At 35.3% G+C, this 19,428-nt stretch carries 11 protein-coding genes, 16 tRNA genes, 1 rRNA gene and 1 pseudogene; 25 read left to right on the top strand and 4 right to left on the bottom strand.

All coding sequences use genetic code 11. The annotated features are described in order from the left end of the window. Positions 1-2 precede the first annotated feature (2 nt). From rrf to AB3U99_RS04865, 21 genes are all read left to right on the top strand, one after another. Positions 3-119, top strand: a 5S ribosomal RNA gene (gene rrf, locus AB3U99_RS04765). A 12-nt stretch (positions 120-131) separates the two neighbouring features. Beyond that, positions 132-206 (top strand) — tRNA-Asn (locus AB3U99_RS04770). A 4-nt stretch (positions 207-210) separates the two neighbouring features. Continuing rightward, positions 211-302, top strand: a tRNA-Ser gene (locus tag AB3U99_RS04775). A 14-nt stretch (positions 303-316) separates the two neighbouring features. Further along, positions 317-391, top strand: a tRNA-Glu gene (locus AB3U99_RS04780). A 19-nt stretch (positions 392-410) separates the two neighbouring features. Then, a tRNA-Val gene (locus AB3U99_RS04785) sits at positions 411-486 on the top strand. 10 nt (positions 487-496) lie between these two features. Further along, positions 497-570: transfer RNA gene (locus AB3U99_RS04790), tRNA-Met, on the top strand. A 3-nt stretch (positions 571-573) separates the two neighbouring features. Continuing rightward, a tRNA-Asp gene (locus tag AB3U99_RS04795) sits at positions 574-650 on the top strand. 30 nt (positions 651-680) lie between these two features. Beyond that, positions 681-756, top strand: a tRNA-Phe gene (locus AB3U99_RS04800). Between the two features lie 8 nt (positions 757-764). Beyond that, a tRNA-Tyr gene (locus tag AB3U99_RS04805) sits at positions 765-848 on the top strand. A gap of 7 nt (positions 849-855) precedes the next feature. Continuing rightward, positions 856-929 (top strand) — tRNA-Trp (locus AB3U99_RS04810). Between the two features lie 19 nt (positions 930-948). After that, positions 949-1,024, top strand: a tRNA-His gene (locus AB3U99_RS04815). Positions 1,025-1,066: 42 nt separating this feature from the next. Continuing rightward, a tRNA-Gln gene (locus tag AB3U99_RS04820) sits at positions 1,067-1,141 on the top strand. Between the two features lie 3 nt (positions 1,142-1,144). Further along, positions 1,145-1,219 (top strand) — tRNA-Gly (locus tag AB3U99_RS04825). Positions 1,220-1,229: 10 nt separating this feature from the next. Beyond that, positions 1,230-1,303 (top strand) — tRNA-Cys (locus tag AB3U99_RS04830). 31 nt (positions 1,304-1,334) lie between these two features. Then, positions 1,335-1,420 (top strand) — tRNA-Leu (locus AB3U99_RS04835). A 20-nt stretch (positions 1,421-1,440) separates the two neighbouring features. Next, a tRNA-Leu gene (locus tag AB3U99_RS04840) sits at positions 1,441-1,522 on the top strand. A 161-nt stretch (positions 1,523-1,683) separates the two neighbouring features. Beyond that, complete coding sequence (locus AB3U99_RS04845; RefSeq protein WP_400245910.1) at positions 1,684-2,520, top strand: tyrosine-type recombinase/integrase; 837 nt, start codon at positions 1,684-1,686, stop codon at positions 2,518-2,520. Between the two features lie 160 nt (positions 2,521-2,680). After that, positions 2,681-3,151, top strand: a complete 471-nt coding sequence (locus AB3U99_RS04850; RefSeq protein ID WP_400245912.1) for a hypothetical protein — start codon at positions 2,681-2,683, stop codon at positions 3,149-3,151. Between the two features lie 219 nt (positions 3,152-3,370). Further along, a tRNA-Leu gene (locus tag AB3U99_RS04855) sits at positions 3,371-3,445 on the top strand. Positions 3,446-3,518: 73 nt separating this feature from the next. Continuing rightward, complete coding sequence (locus tag AB3U99_RS04860; RefSeq protein WP_400245914.1) at positions 3,519-3,788, top strand: GNAT family N-acetyltransferase; 270 nt, start codon at positions 3,519-3,521, stop codon at positions 3,786-3,788. Between the two features lie 551 nt (positions 3,789-4,339). Further along, positions 4,340-4,588 (top strand): hypothetical protein, encoded by a 249-nt coding sequence (locus AB3U99_RS04865; RefSeq protein WP_400245915.1) that lies wholly within the window; start codon positions 4,340-4,342, stop codon positions 4,586-4,588. Between the two features lie 401 nt (positions 4,589-4,989). Here the strand turns inward: AB3U99_RS04865 and AB3U99_RS04870 are convergent, their stop codons facing one another. From AB3U99_RS04870 to AB3U99_RS04885, 4 genes are all read right to left on the bottom strand, one after another. Continuing rightward, positions 4,990-7,404 carry a hypothetical protein gene (locus AB3U99_RS04870; RefSeq protein WP_400245917.1) on the bottom strand — a complete coding sequence of 805 codons (2,415 nt, stop codon included), beginning with the start codon at positions 7,402-7,404 and terminating at the stop codon, positions 4,990-4,992. After that, on the bottom strand, positions 7,401-8,069 hold the full coding sequence (locus AB3U99_RS04875) for an ABC transporter ATP-binding protein (RefSeq protein WP_400245919.1): 669 nt from the start codon (positions 8,067-8,069) through the stop codon (positions 7,401-7,403). Before AB3U99_RS04875 ends, AB3U99_RS04870 begins: the two co-directional genes overlap by 4 nt. Before the next feature lie 70 nt (positions 8,070-8,139). Further along, on the bottom strand, positions 8,140-8,517 hold the full coding sequence (locus AB3U99_RS04880) for a hypothetical protein (RefSeq protein ID WP_400245921.1): 378 nt from the start codon (positions 8,515-8,517) through the stop codon (positions 8,140-8,142). A 300-nt stretch (positions 8,518-8,817) separates the two neighbouring features. Beyond that, positions 8,818-9,483 carry a hypothetical protein gene (locus tag AB3U99_RS04885; protein ID WP_400245923.1) on the bottom strand — a complete coding sequence of 222 codons (666 nt, stop codon included), beginning with the start codon at positions 9,481-9,483 and terminating at the stop codon, positions 8,818-8,820. A 490-nt stretch (positions 9,484-9,973) separates the two neighbouring features. On the opposite strand from AB3U99_RS04885, the gene AB3U99_RS04890 reads away from it, so the two are divergent. The 4 genes and pseudogenes from AB3U99_RS04890 (at position 9,974) to AB3U99_RS04905 (ending at position 18,706) form a co-directional block, all read left to right on the top strand. Further along, positions 9,974-14,521, top strand: a complete 4,548-nt coding sequence (locus AB3U99_RS04890; protein ID WP_400245925.1) for a hypothetical protein — start codon at positions 9,974-9,976, stop codon at positions 14,519-14,521. A gap of 308 nt (positions 14,522-14,829) precedes the next feature. After that, positions 14,830-16,860, top strand: a complete 2,031-nt coding sequence (locus AB3U99_RS04895) for a DUF4357 domain-containing protein (protein ID WP_400245927.1) — start codon at positions 14,830-14,832, stop codon at positions 16,858-16,860. Positions 16,861-17,245: 385 nt separating this feature from the next. Next, positions 17,246-17,488 (top strand): annotated as a pseudogene (locus AB3U99_RS04900) (type I restriction-modification system subunit M N-terminal domain-containing protein); the annotation flags it as partial. Positions 17,489-17,806: 318 nt separating this feature from the next. Then, positions 17,807-18,706 carry an asparaginase gene (locus tag AB3U99_RS04905; protein ID WP_400245929.1) on the top strand — a complete coding sequence of 300 codons (900 nt, stop codon included), beginning with the start codon at positions 17,807-17,809 and terminating at the stop codon, positions 18,704-18,706. The last annotated feature ends 722 nt before the right edge of the window (positions 18,707-19,428 follow it).

Below are 19,428 nucleotides of genomic sequence, written 5' to 3' on the forward strand. Positions count from 1 at the left end.
AGTCTGGTGGCGATAGCGAGAAGGTCACACCCGTTCCCATACCGAACACGGAAGTTAAGCTTCTCAGCGCCGATGGTAGTTGGGGGTTCTCCCCCTGTGAGAGTAGGACGTCGCCAGGCATACCATATTATTCCGCAGTAGCTCAGTGGTAGAGCATTCGGCTGTTAACCGAACGGTCGTAGGTTCGAGTCCTACCTGCGGAGCCATATTGGAGAGCTGTCCGAGTGGCCGAAGGAGCACGATTGGAAATCGTGTAGGCGGGTAACCCTGTCTCAAGGGTTCAAATCCCTTGCTCTCCGCCATTAACTTTTCATATGGCCCATTGGTCAAGCGGTTAAGACACCGCCCTTTCACGGCGGTAACACGGGTTCGAATCCCGTATGGGTCACCAATACTTATCATTACATTATGGAGGATTAGCTCAGCTGGGAGAGCATCTGCCTTACAAGCAGAGGGTCGGCGGTTCGATCCCGTCATCCTCCACCATTACTATTATCGCGGGGTGGAGCAGTCTGGTAGCTCGTCGGGCTCATAACCCGAAGGTCGCAGGTTCAAATCCTGTCCCCGCAATCTGGTCCGGTAGTTCAGTTGGTTAGAATGCCTGCCTGTCACGCAGGAGGTCGCGGGTTCGAGTCCCGTCCGGACCGCCATTTTTAAAAAAATCAATAGCAATAAATAATGGCTCAGTAGCTCAGTCGGTAGAGCAAAGGACTGAAAATCCTTGTGTCGGCGGTTCGATTCCGTCCTGAGCCACCATTTATGTCGGAGGGGTAGCGAAGTGGCTAAACGCGGCGGACTGTAAATCCGCTCCTTCGGGTTCGGCGGTTCGAATCCGTCCCCCTCCACCATCTATACAGGGGTATAGTTTAAAGGTAGAACGAAGGTCTCCAAAACCTTTGGTGTGGGTTCAATTCCTACTACCCCTGCCAATTTCCATTAAATATTATGGCGGATATGGCGAAGTGGTTAACGCATCGGATTGTGGCTCCGACACTCGTGGGTTCGATTCCCATTATTCGCCCCATTTTTTTGACACTTTTTTTATTTTATTGCATATAAATAGTATTGGGCTATAGCCAAGCGGTAAGGCAACGGACTTTGACTCCGTCACTCGTTGGTTCGAATCCAGCTAGCCCAGCCATTTGCGGAAGTAGTTCAGTGGTAGAACACCACCTTGCCAAGGTGGGGGTCGCGGGTTCGAATCCCGTCTTCCGCTCCAAGAATATTATGGCGGCATAGCCAAGTGGTAAGGCAGAGGTCTGCAAAACCTTTACCACCGGTTCGAATCCGGTTGCCGCCTCCATAATGCTTATTAAGTTTCCTAATCATATTACGCCGGGGTGGCGGAACTGGCAGACGCACAGGACTTAAAATCCTGCGGTAGGTGACTACCGTACCGGTTCGATTCCGGTCCTCGGCATTACCAAAACTTATAAGCGCGCCGGTGTGGCGGAATTGGCAGACGCGCACGACTCAAAATCGTGTTCCTTCTGGAGTGTCGGTTCGACCCCGACCACCGGTATCATAAAAAGGTATAAACCTTTATAAGTCAATGCTTTGAGCAATCGAGGCATTGGCTTTTTTTGTACTTTATTTTGCTAAAGTGATTTCCAAATCGTGTGGACAACAATTTTCGATTATTAAGTACCTTTAAGACCAATTTTCTTAAAGGGGAGATTTTTTGTGGCTGTAATCAATCGAAAGAAAAAAGTTAAGTTGGAGAAAACGGTAGAGGAACTTTTTAAAGATTTTCAGATGGATAACAGAATTAAAAATTTATCAGAAATGACCATTAGATTCTATGACCAAAATGTAATTCACTTCATGCGATTCCTAGATGATGAAGGTATACATCTTGTAAAATTAATTGAAAAGGATGATATAGATGAATTTATTTTGTTCTTAAAGCAAAAAGACCTTAAGGCAACAACGATTAATACTTATCTTAGAGCCACAAGGGCATTGTTATATTATGCAATGCGTGAGCAGCATTTAAACAAATTTGAGATAAATTTGATAAAGGCTGATAAGCAACAAAAAGAGCCTTACACAGAAGTTGAAATTAAGAAACTTATTAAAAAGCCGAATTTAAAGGAATGTGGATTTGTCGAGCATAGAAATTGGGTGCTAATTAATTACCTCCTTGAGACAGGAAACAGGCTCAATACTATTCTCAACATAAAAGTTGCTGATATTGATTTGGAGAATGGAATGGTTGTTTTAACGACAACTAAAAATAGAAAAACACAGTTTAATCCAATCAGCGAACATTTAGTTAAAACTATAAAATTTGGAACCTATTCTTTAGGTGGTGGACTTGATGAAGGTGAATCCGTGGTTGCTAATCTTCAATCAATTGCATGGGGCATTTTGTCCGAAGGTGGACTTCAGATTGATATTGATAAATCAGGTGAAGCGTTCCAACGTGGGCAAATTAAAATCCGTGCAAGAATCAATAGTGATTTTGCATTAACAAATCCAAAATTGATTTCTCATATCAGACCGACAACAACAGTTTAAAAATGTAGATTGACAGGGCAGGGGGAAACCCTGGCTTTTTTTGTTGTAAATAATCTTAGTATTTGAAATAATTGTTATTGAACTAACGCCCCGTTAGTTTAATAAGAAATCACAAAAGTAATGAGCATTTACTTTAAAATAAAATTAAACGGGGGTTTATATGCGCAAAGTTTATCTAGATAGAACAGAATTAACTGGAGCCGCCATAGGTGTAGATTTAGAAGATACTCAAGTTATACTAGCAGGGACAACGATGTTTCCTATGAGTGCTCATGATAAAAATGAAGAGTATAAAAAATATGCTAGCGATTATGATATACAATTTATCTTTGATGATGATATTCCACATTTAGAATTTTTTACGGTTCCACATGTAGATATTATGGCAAAAGATAGTAAGGGTGGATTTATCGGGACTGTTTATCAACCGTGTGATTTGGCAAGTGACGAACGACCAATTTGTTATATCAATAGGGATTTAGAATGCTTGGTAATTTCTGGAAACTTAAAAGGTTTTCTGAGTAATGTAGGAACTTGGCAAGACGACTTGAAACCCTATGATAAAATTACCATTTATCGTTCGAAAGCAGAAGCAGAAACTGAACTAGAATTTATCGATTTGTCTGTCTGATAGTCCTCCATTATTATAAATTCATGGTTGGCTAACGAGTGCATTACTTCAATAAGAATAGGTTTTAACAAATGGCTTTATATCGATTATTGGATAATATTTTAAATTGTTATAAGTAAATATTTATATTAGAATGATGACATAGGTATTTAATAATCGTATGGACAATTATATTAAAGCATTGAATATAATGGCTTAAAACCTTTTGACCGTGCCTATACCACGGAATTGGCAGGCGCGCACGACTCAAAATCGTGTTCCTCTGGAGTGTCGGTTCGACCCCGACCACCGGTATCTTTATTAAAATGTACTATAGCTTTTTTGTATATTAAGATAGTCTTATCTTAAAAATGCATAGAAATTAATTTTGTTTTACACAAGCAATACGGCACATCTTCGTTGGTTCATTTTAGATGAGCATTATCAAGGTCTTGGCGTTGGAACAAAGCTATTAGAAACAGCCATTAACTATTGTAAAGAACAAAGTTACCAACATATTTATCTATGGACAATTAGTATACTCCATGCTGCACGACATTTATATGCGAAATACGATTTTACACTGTCGGAGGAAAAAGAAAACGTTGAGTGGTGTAGTGAAAGAGTAATCGAAGAACGTTGGGACTTAGAACTATAGCATGAAAGTAAACAATAAAACTTTTGAGATTATTGTGAAATGATAACGCAACAATCAAGGCAATATATATTTTTTTCCACAATCTGGCGCGATTGTGGAAGACCATCAGTCTAATTCAACGGTAAAAATATAGAGGGAATTAGACCTTTTTTATCTCTCGCAATGCTGAATGCATTAAAAAGTTGGTGTCAGCGTAAAAAGTCAGTTGTCTTTTTATGTTCCTTAATATCGATTTTTATATCCATATTACACACCATAAGGAATTCCCCCAATCATTTGTACCCTTGGAAACCACCCCCATTCAAATATATCCCAATCGAATAGCTTACTCTTATTAATAAATTCATAAGTATCTCTAATTTATACATGATTTTCCCTCTATATTTAGGTGTACTTTATAGAATTCTAGTTTGATAAAATGAATAAAGAATTAGCTTTCAAATAAACTGGTTAGGTATGTAAGGGAGAGAATCGTATGAGTAAGGATACAATTGGTATTCCCTTAGAAGGTTTGCACCGTTTAGTAGAATAGTAGCTGCAGAGGGTGCCACGTGTATAATTTAGAGGATGGGAAAGAAGTAGTAACTTCCATGTATGATAAAGATGGCGTACAGGCTGGAGCAGTAACTATTTCACGTAACGGACAAGCGCTTTCTGTTATTGCCGATATAGGAGATAAGCCGTTTTCTCTGTTTTTACATGGCATAGAAGGTATAAATAAAGTAACTACTGGAGAATGGACTAAAGAAGAAAATGGAGTAAAAGTTCAGCTAAAAGGGTCTGCGGTGATTAAGTTTTAATGATGATAATATGGAACTTATTTACGTTTATGTCTGCCACCTATCGATTTTTATAGATGGCAGGCATTTTTATTTTTTGTGTAAATAGATGGAGTTTTTGTAGGTGTACGTATTTATACGAATATGTAAGTCGTGTCACCTTGTACCGAGTAAGATTATTTACAGTAGATTTAAGTTGACGTTAACTGGTTTTTATATAGAAAGCGCTTCGTTTTGGATTATCATCTAGTTTTGCAACTTCCTCATCATGGGTTACAATAATTATCTTTTAAAGTAAAGAGTGGTTCCTCTTACATACAATAATCACTAGTGCAATCACTGTGCAGGAATTGACAGATGACTTTACCCACTATTTTTCTTTTGAGTTACAGTGAGAAGTGTAAGAGAAAGCTCGACCAACTTCAAATCGTCCTTAATTTTGTAATGGTAGTTGCGGCGATTGCAATAGACAAAATACCTATAGAGATTAATATACTAATAAAAATCCAACTGTATGAAACCTTCATTCCAAATAAAATTATACTACCTAAAATTGCTCCAGAAATAATTGGGACTCCTGACCAGAGAAAGATTTCTTTAGAGAAATGAATCAGTATTCGACGCTTAGTCCACCCGATAATATGGTACATAGAAAATTCTTTCGCTCTGTATTGAAGAAGTGCTGTAACACTCTCACTAACTGCTAGGTAAGAAAGCAATACTGTTATGACCAAAATGGAAAGTTGTATGATTAATGTTTCATCCATTGTAAATTGACCTAGTGTTGTTCCCTTAGCTTTTTCAATGGAATACCCTAAGTTAGATATTTGAATAACCAGTAAAATAATAGAGATGAACAAAACAAAAATGGTTGGTAATATGAACTCCTTATAATGAATAATTGCTGGAACTTTCTTATATTCCATTATCCTAGTTTTATTCCCTGATCCATTTCTTAAAAATAACAAACATACCATGACCACGGTTAGGAACCATAATAATGAAGAGAGAAAATAAGGGAATGCGCCTTGTTTGAATAGAGTAAATAAAATAAGGCTAACTACATACCCAATAGTAATAATAATAAATTGTTCAAGACAGTTCCGCAGAAAAATAAATTTCCTTTTCCACCCTAATAAATATAGTAACTCATCTTCCTTATTTAAGGCTTTTTTTTCAAAAGTCACTCTTGAATATAACCAAAGAAACCCAAAAAGAGAAAACAATATGAAAGAAATCACGGACATGTGATTCCAATTTTCACTCAGCTCTTGTGCTACCCCTAGAGTTGTCCAAGGCTCCAATATCTGGCCTAAACCTTCAACATCTAATCTCATTTGTTTAAAAGAGGAACCAGCAACAATATCTACTTCATAACCAGATTTTAGTAGGTCTATTGCAACTTGTTCAATTTTCTCTTGAGAATCCGCGTTATATTTATTTATCCCGGCCACTTTAATCCTGATTGCATCAATCGGTTTTTTACCTTTTACCATTTCAGCAGCTTCAAGAGTTGTTATCCCACTGGCCGGTGTAGGAATAAAGCTTCCAGGAAAGATTGTAGATTGTACCACTTTACCATCTAAGCTTTTTGACTCTGTGGTAGAATATATACCTAATGGGCTTGAAGCTAACTGGTTAGTATCCCTATTAGGTGAAAATTCTCCCACTTGTTCAATAATAAAGGGCACCTTTTGACTTTGATAGGCACTTATCCCCTTTTTATTCACTGCTTTATATATTGGGGGAGGTCCATCTTCAAGTATGGGCACTTCTAGATTATTTTCATTTATTTTATAGTTGATTTTTGATGCTATGTAATAAATAGAGGTATCTTGGTCAGACATAAAGCGATCAGTCTCACTTAAACTGAAATCCTCCCCAATCTTTACAGCTGTCCCCTCAAACGGTTTTTGGAATTTAGATAAATCTAAATTATATTCTCTATAATCAAGCGCTTTAACTTTAGATAGTTCATTAATGACTTGCTCCATTTTTTCAGGTTTTTCATAGCCCATTAATAGCGAGTCATCTTTCATCAAGCCTAATTTCTCCTGGTATTCTTCAAGAGTTATATCTATCCTATCTGTCTTCACAGTCATATGTAATGGAATATTTATATCATGTCGCTGAAGTACTTTAATGACGGGGGGATTTCCTAAACTTTCCCTAAGTTCTTTAAATTCAATATCGTTTATCTCTTTATCTAATTCCGAATAGTCAATTCCAGTTAGCTTACTTTCACTTTCCACATCAACAGCAGCTAATAGATAATAATTAAAAGGCATTAATACCGTCATTGCCATACCCGTTAGTAAACTTTGTGTCGAAGCGGCAATATATTGTAAGTTTCCTGGAACCGAACCATCGAAATAATATAATTCCTCTTTCTGATCAATAGGATATTTATGAATTCCATCTGAGGTATAAAATTGCCAAGAAAATCTTGTTGGTTCCTTTAATACTGGAAGTTCAATAGACATCCTTTTACCACTAAAATACCCTAGAGATGCTACTGGGGCGGCCAATTCTATGTCCGGGTTTCTTTTAATCTGTTCCCAATCAGAAATAGAAATACCACCTCCTCCATCTCCGACATAATTCTCTTCAATCATTCCTAATTTTTTTTCAACATCTGTTCTAGTGGAACTTGGTCGGACTAAGATGTCATATGTACCTCGTCCGTATTCTTCTACGGAATGATTAACTGCTAACTTAATTTCTTTTGTGCTCTGAAAACCTAATGGAATAAGTGTATATAAACCAATAAAGGCTAACAAAATGGTAATGGAGATCAACTTTCTGCTTAAAATACGAACCCAAGCAAAACGTATCATACAAGTACCTCGTTTTCCTTTAAATTACCTTTGTATAATTTATAGGTCTTATCACCTAGTTTCGCAACTTCCTCGTCATGGGTTACAATAATAATTGTTTGTCCTTTATTCTTGCATTCAATCAGAATGCGCAGGATGTTATCCTTATTTTCAATATCCAAGTTTCCAGTCGGTTCATCACATATCAGCACCTTTGGATTAGCCATTAAAGCTCTTGCAATCCCAATTCTTTGCTTTTCCCCTCCTGATAAAGATTCTGGCAGTCTAGCAAACAAAGAATTACTAATTCCAACACTCTCAAGTAATTTTTCCGATCTAATATATAGTTCCTTTTTCGGATAATCATAAATAAGAGGTAACATGACATTGTCAATAACAGAGTAGTGGGGCAAAAGTTTGAAGTCCTGAAATATAAAACCAATATTTTTTTTTCTATACTCGCTTCTCGCATTTTCATTCATGGTATAAATATTAGTTCCATCGTATAAGACCTCGCTTTTATCAGGCTTTAAAAGTCCTGAAATACATTTAAGTAAAGTAGACTTTCCTGTACCAGAAGGGCCAACAATCGTATACCACTTTCCCTCTTCAATAGACAAGGATACATTTTCTATTAGGGAATTGGATTCAGAAAATGACTTTTGTAAATACTTAATATCAATCATGATGCTCCTCCTTACATTACATTAATCACAAGCACCCTAGTCAGTTGACTAGGGTGCCATAGAATTCACTTTACCTCTTAAGTGTTACTGTGCCGGTAGCCTGTGCAGTTCCACTCCCAGCAGATGAAACAGTTAGCCTAAGTGGCCACTGCTTAGTACTTAGGGAACCTAGATAGTATTTAGAGCTTACAGTATAAGAGTAATAATTAGCAGCAGGATCTGTATGTTGAGTAGTAATACCATCATGGTACTTTACATTATAAATTCCATTACCCCCACCCCAAGAAATAGTTTTAGTCATTGTAGCAGAAGAACCACTTAAAATTTGATTTTTTGGACCACTAATCTTTGCTTCAGTTGGTATTGCTGCAGATACGTTAGATAAACCTATTCCTAGAGATATACCTATTGCCAATCCACCAACCATTAATCTTTTCATTATATTCATTTGAATTTTCTCTTCCTATATTTTACAATTTAAGCATACTAAATAATATATTACATGTAAACTATTTTTTCAAAAAATTTACACTAATCTATCTTATTTAAATTCAAATCTATTTCACTACTAAATGCTTAAGCAATAGACTCTATTTCTGATACATCTTGTTAGAAAAAATATAAAGCGCTATCACTTTAATTCTCCACTGTCAATGTATTCCATCTTTCTGTAAAATTTATTATTACTAGCATTGAAGACATGTTTTAACTATTTCAGTTTATCGCATTCACAAAATCTAACTCTCTATCAGTCTTCGACAAATTCCGAGGCGTCACTGTGACCACACATGTAAAACTTACTATCTAGATCCTTTGGAAATGTAATTTTATGAGTTTTCCTAGGAACAACGCCAAATTCCATTAAATCTTGTTCTAATGTAGGGGAAGTAATATCAAGAGAAACAACTTCGAAATCCCCAACTCGCGTTTTCGCAATATGTTCACGAATTGGGTGTTCCGCCTCCATAGCTTCCTTGAACTTTAATATTATATCTTTGTCTTTTTTTGCAAGAGTAATAGTTAACGTTCCTTTTTTAGTAAGGCAACCATCGGCAAAGATGAAACCTAGTAGGTATGCCTTTTCTTCTGTGTTTACTACAGAGAAGTAATTGAAATTGGCACGGTACATATACCCCGTATTTCTTCGTTTAATCCCACGAACCCTTAGTAACTGCCTAACGTTTTGAGCACTCATATTATAATTCTTAGCCAAGTTACGAGTCGGCTCGCCTGAAATATATCCCTGAAGCACATTAATTGTCCTTTCTTTTGCATGTGTTAGTCCTAGTCTTTTTATAATTCTATCGGCAGTTCTAACCGAAACATTGTAGTTTTCTTTGATCCAAAGTTTATCGATAGGGTTTAAAAACGACTTTGCTCTTATTTCATCTAGTTGCTCTGCTGTTAATGGCAATTCTATTCCTCTTTTCGCATTTAATCTTTACTCCTCTAGAAAAAAGTAAATTCACAGTTTAATTCATTACAGGTTGGAATAATGTAAAGAGAATACTTATTGGCCAATAAAGTAATTCTACCTGAATAAATTGAGATTAATAGACGAAAGGAAATTAGCCAAATTAGGTAAGGGGTAGGTACTGTTATTGAAATAATAAGAACAAAAAAATAAAAATAAGAAAAATTATTGGCTGAACTTATCTAGTTTAGTAAAATATCTGTAAGAATAATGGAAAAGGATAAGGGAGAAGCTTAAGGTTCAAGAATTAGATTGATATTTAAAACAATTAGAGAATAGTTGAAATCAATAAATCTAAAAATAAATAAAAACAAAAGATCAAACTTATAAAGAATGTGTTGCTTCAAATTTAATGTTTAAGACAATTATATAGACTATAGTTTTATTTTGGATGAGTGATTGATATGTTTAGAGAGAAGGGGAGAAGAATATGAACTGGCAACATTTTCAAACTCATAATGACGCGCCAACACAGGCTTTTGAGTCAATGTGCAATCAATTGTTTGAATTGTGGTGCAATAAAACTTATCCAGAATCTTTGAAAACAGTTACAACTGTAAATGGATCTGGAGGAGATGGGGGAGTTGAATCCTTTGCAATAAAAAAAGATGAAACGATTATTGGAATGCAAGCTAAGTGGTTCTTAAATAGTATTACTGCGGGCCAATTTGGACAGATTAAAAATTCGATTAAAACGGCGCTTAATGTAAGACCATTAATTAAGAAATACATTGTGTGTATTCCTCGTGATTTATCAGCTGACCGTATTGGTAAAGGAAAAAAGGTTGTTGAAGATAATGAACTAAGCCGCTGGCTAAAACTTAAAAATAATTTAGAAGAAGAATATCCAGGGTTAGAAATAGAGTTATGGAATGAAACTCAACTACTAACTAAATTGCAAGATAGTGATGCTGCAGGGATATATCGATACTGGTTTGAAAAATCCGAGATTTCAAAGGATCTTCTAATATACTCTTATGAAAAACAAAAAAGTGGATGGCTGTCGCAGAAGTACACTCCTTCTCTCCATATTCAAGGACAAATTCAAAAAAGTATATTTAAATTTATAGGATCAATAGATGAACGTCAGAAAAGTATAAGTACACTAAATGTTATGAGCCAGCAATGTAGAAAATTCTTGAATGCTGGTGATGATTATATGCAATTTGTACAGGATTATTCTGATCAGGAGAAATTGATACGTGAAATTAAGAGTACTCAAGAAAGTGTAAAAAAACTATTAGATGAGTTAAATTCAGTATTAAAAGCTGTAAGTAATGATCAACAGACAAAGTCCGTTATAAATGAAGATATTTGGTATATTGATTTTGTATCGTTATTACAGTTGTTGAAGAAAAAGGAGCAAATTAGAGATAATTATTTTCACATTAACGAGATAAAAAAAGCAGCAGAAGCACTTCGTGCAAATGAAATACACACTATCATTTCGGACATTCGTTCTCAACTAGATAATGAAAAGTATCTTATATTAGGCAATCCTGGGTCTGGGAAAACACATGGTATAGCTTACCTAGTGGAAACATTATTAAAGGGCAATTCGCATATTCCCATATTGATTCGTGCGAAAGATATTAATCCGAATAATAATTGGATCAATATCTTAAAGAAAACATTAAGTCTAGCCTCTGTGTGGAACGAAACAGAATTGTGGCAGGCTTTAGAAGCTTTGTCTTATAGAGCTGAAATTAAAAATATTCCCATAGATGATTCAGTTAGAATTATACCTAAGATATTAATATGCATCGAGGGTATAGATGAATCAAGACCTTATGACCTTTGGTATGAGCGTTTACGAGAGATTGAAGCAATATGTTCAAATTATCCACGGTTGAGGTTTTGCATAACAAGTCGCCCTTACGTCTTTAGAGAGTTAGCTTTTGATGATAACTTATTAAGTAATACATTAAGATTACCTTCTGATGGTGATGTTCCGGTAAATGAGTTATTTAAGGACTATATCGAATATTATCGAGTTAATATTGCAGGATGTTCTTGGGTTAAGTGGAGCTTAAAAACTCCTATAGCCTTACGTGTCTTTTGTGAAAATTATAATAATAAAAGTATTTCTGGTATTAAGAAATCTTCTGTAACTATTACTAGCCTTCTCTCGCATAAATTTCGTATTATTGAAAAGGAATTTAAGTCGCAGTATGAAACTGATTATGGAGAAAAAGAGCACGTTGTTCAGGGTTCATTAGTAGCAATAGCTAATAATTTTCTTGAAAACAAAACTGTGTCCAGAGACGATTTGATTCATTCTCTGAAAGATGTTACAGGGCTTATTACTGTTTCCCATGATTATCGTAGAAAGCTAATAGACTTTATCGAAGATTATGGGATATTACAAAGCTATACAATAAATTCATTAAATATACTGGATCCTCCTAAAACATATTACACAATTGGAGTTCAACCTTTTTTTGACTATATACTTGCTCTCTTAATAACTAATCAATTTGAAGAACCATCACAGCTTAAACTTACAGACACATTGGTAGATCATGAAGGTGCTCTGCAAATGGTCTCAATTCTTCTTTTAGAAGATTATAACTATATGATAGCAAAGAATAAAAGCTTCAGAGATGGTTTAAGCAATAGTAAATTATTTGATTTAGTTTGTTTTTCATTATCAAATGTATCACCAAGCCCAACAGCGAAATACAAAACTTGGGTCAAAAGGATAATGAATCATAATTCTAATTATTTAAAAAGTATTGTGAGTAAAATTGTTCTTCCTGTATCACGAATTGAAAATCATCCACTTGGTCCACAGATGTTGCATGAACATCTTATGGGATTTGAAACAGTTGGAAGTCGAGATATTATGTGGTCTGTACCAAGTTACTTAAGGGGGCAAGAAGATGCTTCTTGGATATGCTATACAAACATTGATTTAAAAGATAGGAGATATAATTTAACTAGCGAGGACAAACATAATGGGCTACCTCTAATATATGCATGGATGCTAACTACTGTTAGTAATATTGATAGAGTAGATTATAGGCGAGAACTTATGAAGTGGGCTAAAAACCAACCTATTGAATTTTATAAGATGTTTAAGGAAACATGTAAAACGAATGATTCCCAGATGAAAGAGGATTTGTTTGCAATAGCAATGGGGACAGTGTTTATGCTTGAAAAGGGACACCCATGCACTAAATTATTCAGCGATTGGATGCTAAATAATATTTTCGCCCCAGAGAAAATTAGTATGTACTATAATTGTGCAATTCGTTACTATAGCAGAGCAATTGTTGAACGAGCCTATGCTTTTGGTGAAATAAAAGCTGAAGATGTTAAAAAGAGCCGTCCGCCATATCATACTGTTGGAAATATTCTTCTTAATCGTAATGCAACTTCTGGGACACGCATGGGTGGTTTTGGACCAATTGATTATGATTTGGCAAGATATGTACTGTGTGATCCAATTGATAGGATGTTTTTTAGTAATCGAGGTAGTGATACTACCATCGAAGAGGTTGATTTTACATCATTTTTTTCTGAGGAAGAAATTGAAGAGATATTGACTAACGAAGCAATTTCTCTTACTGAAAAATGCATTAGCACTTTAAAAGATATTCAAATGGAACATATGAATAGAAGAAGATCCTGGGATAATCTAATAAATAATCTTTCCATTCATAGTGTAGGTGAAAATTCGAAATTGCCTACTTACAAATATAACAAAGAAGGCGACAGCTTCTTATTAGAACACGCACGAATTTTAGAGATGGAAACATTGGAAGCGAGTCAATTTGTTCTAGCAGCCGCATATGCATACATCCTATTGCAAGGGTGGAATAATGAAGAATTCTATGGTTATCCAAATGGGGATAAACCAGGAGAAGTAATTGGTGTTGATATTGCAATAATGCGTCAACATCATTCCGCAACCCATGGTTCCAAAAGTAGCATAATGACTTTTGCTGAGAAGTATACGTGGTGCGCTCGTAATGAAATATTAGGCTACCTATCTGATCGATTATTATTTAGAGATTTTGAAAAAGCACCATCCTTGTTGAATGATTATGGATTACTTGATGATTTTCCAAATCCAGCCCAAGAGTTATTACAAGAAAATCCGGATAGCTTAATGGGGAAAACCTCTTGGTTTATGCCTGAAGATTTAGCTCCTTTAATTAATATAAATATAGGTGAAGCAGCTTTAAGGGATTGGATTATAAATGCTCCTAAACCTAATTTTAATAAATGGATCGATATTATTGAATTAAAAGATGATATCGTAAAAGATCAAAAGAAGGAATGGATATCTTTATATAGTTTTAATTCGGTATCAAATACTTTGGGTGGAGAATCACTTTTGTGGATCTCTTCGGGAATCGTCAAAAACAACGATTTTGAATATTTAAGGAATGACGTACTAAAAAGGCAAAAATCTTTAGTCAATAATCTCAAAAATCCTGAGGATTTTCATTCTTCTACTGAGACTCAATGCTATATAACTCCTAAAGAAGTATGTTGGATGAACTGGAAAGACGAGTGTTACAGTTCTCTCCAAAATGTCTCCATAGATAATGGTGATTTTATAGAATATACTATAACAAAAGCAGTCGAAGAATGTACTGCGAATTATCCCGAATTTGGTGATGTTTATTATAAATTACCTTCCAGAATTATACGAGAATTACTGGAGATAAGTGATGGAGATGGATATCAATATTACAATGGAGATAAGGAGCTAGAAGCTGTATTTTTTAATGCAGGGGAAAAATGGTACGACTCACAATCATATTTATGTGTTAATCGAGAGCAGCTCCTGTCGCAATTGGACCAATCCAATTCTAAAATATTTTGGATAGTAAGATTACTTAGACAAGCTACCTCAAAATCCCTTGAGAAATATCCTAAACTTCATAGTCGAAATGATAAATGTTGGATTGTTTGGTTCGACGACGGGGAGCTAAAATCTCAGCTTTTTTCAGAGGAGATTGGATAATTTTGTTTAAATAAATAAACAAGGCTGCTTTAGTAAAAACATCTTATTAAAGAAGTTCCTTATCCTAATGCTTTAAGTTAGTAGGATTACCTTCAGAGGTGTTTGATAGTTGATGACTTAGTACCAAATGAATAATAATAAGTCCTTCTGAATTAGATTGATTATCTAGAGTAGGAGGGATTTTTTATTATTAATTAGGGCTAGTTGCTAGTTGCCTTTCCTATTATTTTTTGTGGCAGATTTAAAAATTCTACAATTTATTTTTATGGTAAAATATAGTTATTCAAATATTTGTCGGGGTGATAGTGATGAGATCTTCTTTGTCTGCTGAGGAAACACCATTACATAAGATTTTTTCAGATGACTTTTTATTTACCATGCCTTCTGTACAAAGACCTTATTCTTGGACTACGGAAGAAGTAGGAGAACTTTTAGATGACTTGGTCGATTATATTAACCATTACAATATTGATCAAAAAACAATCTCGAAAATAGAAGAACCCTACTTTCTTGGGAGTGTTGTCCTGGTTAAGGGAGATAATCCTAAATCAGATGTCCTAGATGGGCAACAACGTCTTACCACGTTAACTATATTGTTAGCGGTGTTAAGAGACTACTTAGGTGATCACGAAATAGATGAAATGATCGTGCAAAGAGGGAAAAAGATACTTGGTACAAGTGATACATATCGGCTTCAACTTAGAAAAAGGGATAATGATTTTTTTCGAAATAATATACAAAATTTCGGGGCAACTCAAAAATTAAAAAGTGAAAAGAATGTTCAAACAGATAGCCAAAAATTAATCCGGGATAATGGCCTATACTTTATTGAAAGACTAAATGAATTAGATAAGACAACCGTCGAGATTCTTTCAAGTGTAATAGCAACACTTTGTTATATTGTCGTTGTTTCTACCCATAGCTTCGATTCTGCATTCCGCATCTTTACTGTCCTGAATGACAGAGGTTTAGATCTAATGACGAGTGACATCTTTAAAGCAAAGGTCATAGGTGATATTAAGGAAGAACATCAAGATGAGTATACTCGTAAATGGGAAGAAGTTGAAGTGTCGCTTGGGAGAGATAGATTTAATAAGCTATTTGAGCATATAAGAATGATCGTTCAAAAACGAAAGGGTAGTGCAAACATTAAAGACGAGTACGAAGAAATCTTTCCAAAAGTTAATGGTAGCGAATTTATTGATGACTTACTGATACCATATAGTGATGCCTATTTAAAAATTGTTGATTATAGAGTGCACTTTGGTGATAGTCCACAACTGCTCAAAATATTAGGGTTATTAAATCGCATTGATAATAATGATTGGATTCCGCCAGCAATATATTATATTCGTCATTATAATAGGGATCTAGAACAATTCTTTAATAAATTAGAGATTTTTGCTGGAACTAGTATGGTATTAAGGAAAAATTTTAATTGGAGAATGTCACGATATTCTTTAATAATACGTGGAATGGCAAACAATGAAGATATTTTTGCACAAAGTTCACCTTTAGAAGTTAAATCTGAGGATAAGTATGAAGTGTTAGAAAGACTAAAAGGAGACGTGTATACGGACTTAAAGGATTCTTCGAGACGATATATACTTCTTCGATTAGATTCACTGTTAACAACAGGACAACCTTACTATGATCATTCGGTCATAACAGTAGAGCATGTTCTTCCTCAAAATCCAGAACAAGATAGCGAATGGTTAAAAAACTTTGATGAGCCGGAACGCTATGTTCATAAGCTAGGTAATTTAGTCCTACTAACGCGTAAGAAGAATTCACAAGCAAAAAACTATGAATTTGATAAGAAAAAATCTTCTTATTTTCAGACAAAAAACGGAGTCAGTTCATTTGCTATAACTACACAAGTGATTAAAGAAAATCAATGGGATAAGGCTGTGTTAGAAAATAGACAAAAACAGTTGATAAATATGCTTGTCAAGGCTTGGGAATTAAACGTCCACTATAAAGAAGTACCTAAAGATGAGGGAGACAGAGTTTTCTTTTTTACAAACGGACCTCGTGGTGCAGAAGCAAAAGGTTATCCTACAGAGAATGGATTTATGGTACTAAAGGGATCATACTTTGCTACAGGTGTAAGTGACTCTATACAAAGTGGACATGTTGACCGGAGAAATAAATTGATTGAAAATAACAAATTAGTTAGAAAAGATGACAAGTTAGTGTTAATGGAAGACTATGAATTTGAAAGCCCATCCACAGCTGCTGGTATTGTGTTGGGGAGAAGTGCAAATGGTCGAACCGAGTGGAAGACTGAAGAGGGTAAAAGACTATCAGAAATAATGGAGTCAACGGCGGAGATGTGAGGGTAGAGAGTGTGAATTTTAACGTAATCGATAGGTGCCGAGCATCTGTCGATTAACCACTTTACGTCGACAAATTCTATCATATCTCGGGTGGTGCCAGGCACCTTTTTTCATCCTTTAAGCGTCTAATTGCTTTCTCAGTATTATTGCGGATATATTGGGAAGGGGTTTTGATTGAAGTTTTCATGGTCTAGTTCCTCAAGATGGTTTATTTGTTTCGGTAGTTTATCCACCGACAGGAAGTAACGTAACCCTTTGAAGGCAAAAAACAAGAGAGAATTGTAGGGAGTGTAATATATCTACGTTAACCACAATTAATATATATTTTCTGATATAATATAACTGTAAATTAAAGTAAATAAGTTACATAAAAGGAGATAAATAAATGGCGGTAATCGGTTTTGAGGAAAAATTATGGGCAGCTGCAGATAAACTAAGAAATAACATGGATTCTGGAGAATATAAGCATGTTGTTTTAGGGTTGATTTTCTTAAAGTATGTATCTGATTCGTTTCATGAAAAGTGGCAGGAACTGATGGATTTAGATCCTGATTTTGCAGAAGATCGTGATGCATATATGGCTGAGGGGATTTTCTGGGTACCTTCAAATGCTCGTTGGTCTTTTATTGCAGTAAGGTAAGGTCACAGTGACACCTCGAATAATCTTGTTTCACAGTAATGTTTCATGGGAGGTTTTAGTGATTCTCCGAATGTTGGTTTTACAATAAATAAAGATCAAAATCCACTCTTATTAAATACAGAAGGGGAAAACGTAGGATTAGGGCATAAATTCTTGGTCACAGTGACGCCCCGAAGTTTATCGAAGATTGATAGAGAATTAGATTGAGTGAATGATAAACTGAAATAGTTGAGTATTGCGAATAGATTGAGCAGGCAGTGCGGGGAAAGAGCCACTTTTTTTGGTCACTTTTTCCCGAATTTATACATGTCTACTAATAGGGGCTCACTGCACTGTGACGTCCCGAAGCCGATACAAGCTTTACCCGCCTTTTTATCAGATATTATCACAAAATATGGTCTTACAGAGGAAGAGGCAACACTCTTAACGGCATCTCATCGTGGGGAAGAATACCATATTGTAGCCTTGGAATCGATGTTAAAGAAATTGCCTATTAAAGAGGAAGAATTATTCTGTCCACCTTCTTATCCATTAAATGCAAATCCAAGAGATGCGATGTTAAGGAAAAGATTGGAGAAAAGAAGACTTTACCACAATTGTGCCGGCAAACATATGGGATTTTTAACTGTTTGTCGTGAAATGGGTTTTCCAACGGAAGGATACTGGGAGATTCATCACCCACTCCAACAACAAATTCTAACTATCCTTTCTGAACTGTCAAATGTACCAGTTTCAGATATAAAAGTAGGAACGGATGGGTGTGGTGTCCCGGTTTTTGCCATTCCATTAAAAAACATGGCTATTACCTATCTAAAATTATCTTCTCCTGAATTAATCGACAATTCTGATCTGAAAAGAGCAGTTAAAAGGATGACTGGATTGATGAATAAACATCCAAGAATAGTTGCCTCCGAGAAGTTTATTTGCACTACTTTATTAGAATACAGTAACATCGTAGCAAAAGGGGGAGCTCAAGGAGTTTATTGCTTTGGATTAAAAAAGGAAAGACTAGGCTTTGCATTAAAAGTAGCAAACGGTTCAGAAGATGTTTGGCCAAATATTATCGCATCCATTCTAGAACAAATCAATTACTCTAACAGCGATACAATTAATAGATTAAGAGAATTAAAACCCGCGATCATTAAAAATGATGGTGGAGTGGAAGTAGGGAGTATTAGAGAAGTATTTACATTATCTCGTATTTAAATATGCTGGTTTCTCTGGGGGTGTCCTATTTTTTGATGAAGCGTATAGCATAGCAGAGAATGATCTTAGCGATAGTTATGGGAAAGAAAGTCTTACTAAGTGTTAACAAAAGCTCTCGAAGATTAGCGTGATGACCTAGTTGTAATTGTAGCTTGATATCCTAATTTGATGGAGCAGTTCTTTCAATCCAATTTAGGATTAAAGTCGACATTCATTACTTTTATTTCTTTTAATAATTATTCACTCTATGAGCTTGTTCGAATACTCAATTACACTAGTAATCAAAATGACTATATTGCCGAAGATCAAGCTATTGGAAAAGTCCGAGATTTGTTGCAATAGAAATTTTATGAATAAGATGATTACTTTTCAATTAATTGTCTTGTTTGGAATCTGTTTGATGATATAAGGCTGAATCACTCGAAGAGGCTGTCGAAGTTGATGGGGGAATTACTAAAGGATGTCCTAAAGATGGTGATTTGTTTTAAAAGAGCACTTTAGAATTTAGGAGTGGACCCAATTATTTTGTCTTGTGGAACATTGCTGTGAAACAAGATTATTCGGGTTGTGACAGGGACTTCAGCTAAATTGCTACAGCAACAATCTCTTCCTTTTTTCCCTCGTTAGTAATTCTAACTATCTCATAAAGTGGTATTTTCCTAAATAATGAGGAGTTCTTAGAACATAGATTCTATGAACCTGTTAAATTGAGGAACAGTTTA

Source organism: Niallia tiangongensis, assembly GCF_044704065.1.
Classification (GTDB): domain Bacteria; phylum Bacillota; class Bacilli; order Bacillales; family Cytobacillaceae; genus Niallia; species Niallia tiangongensis.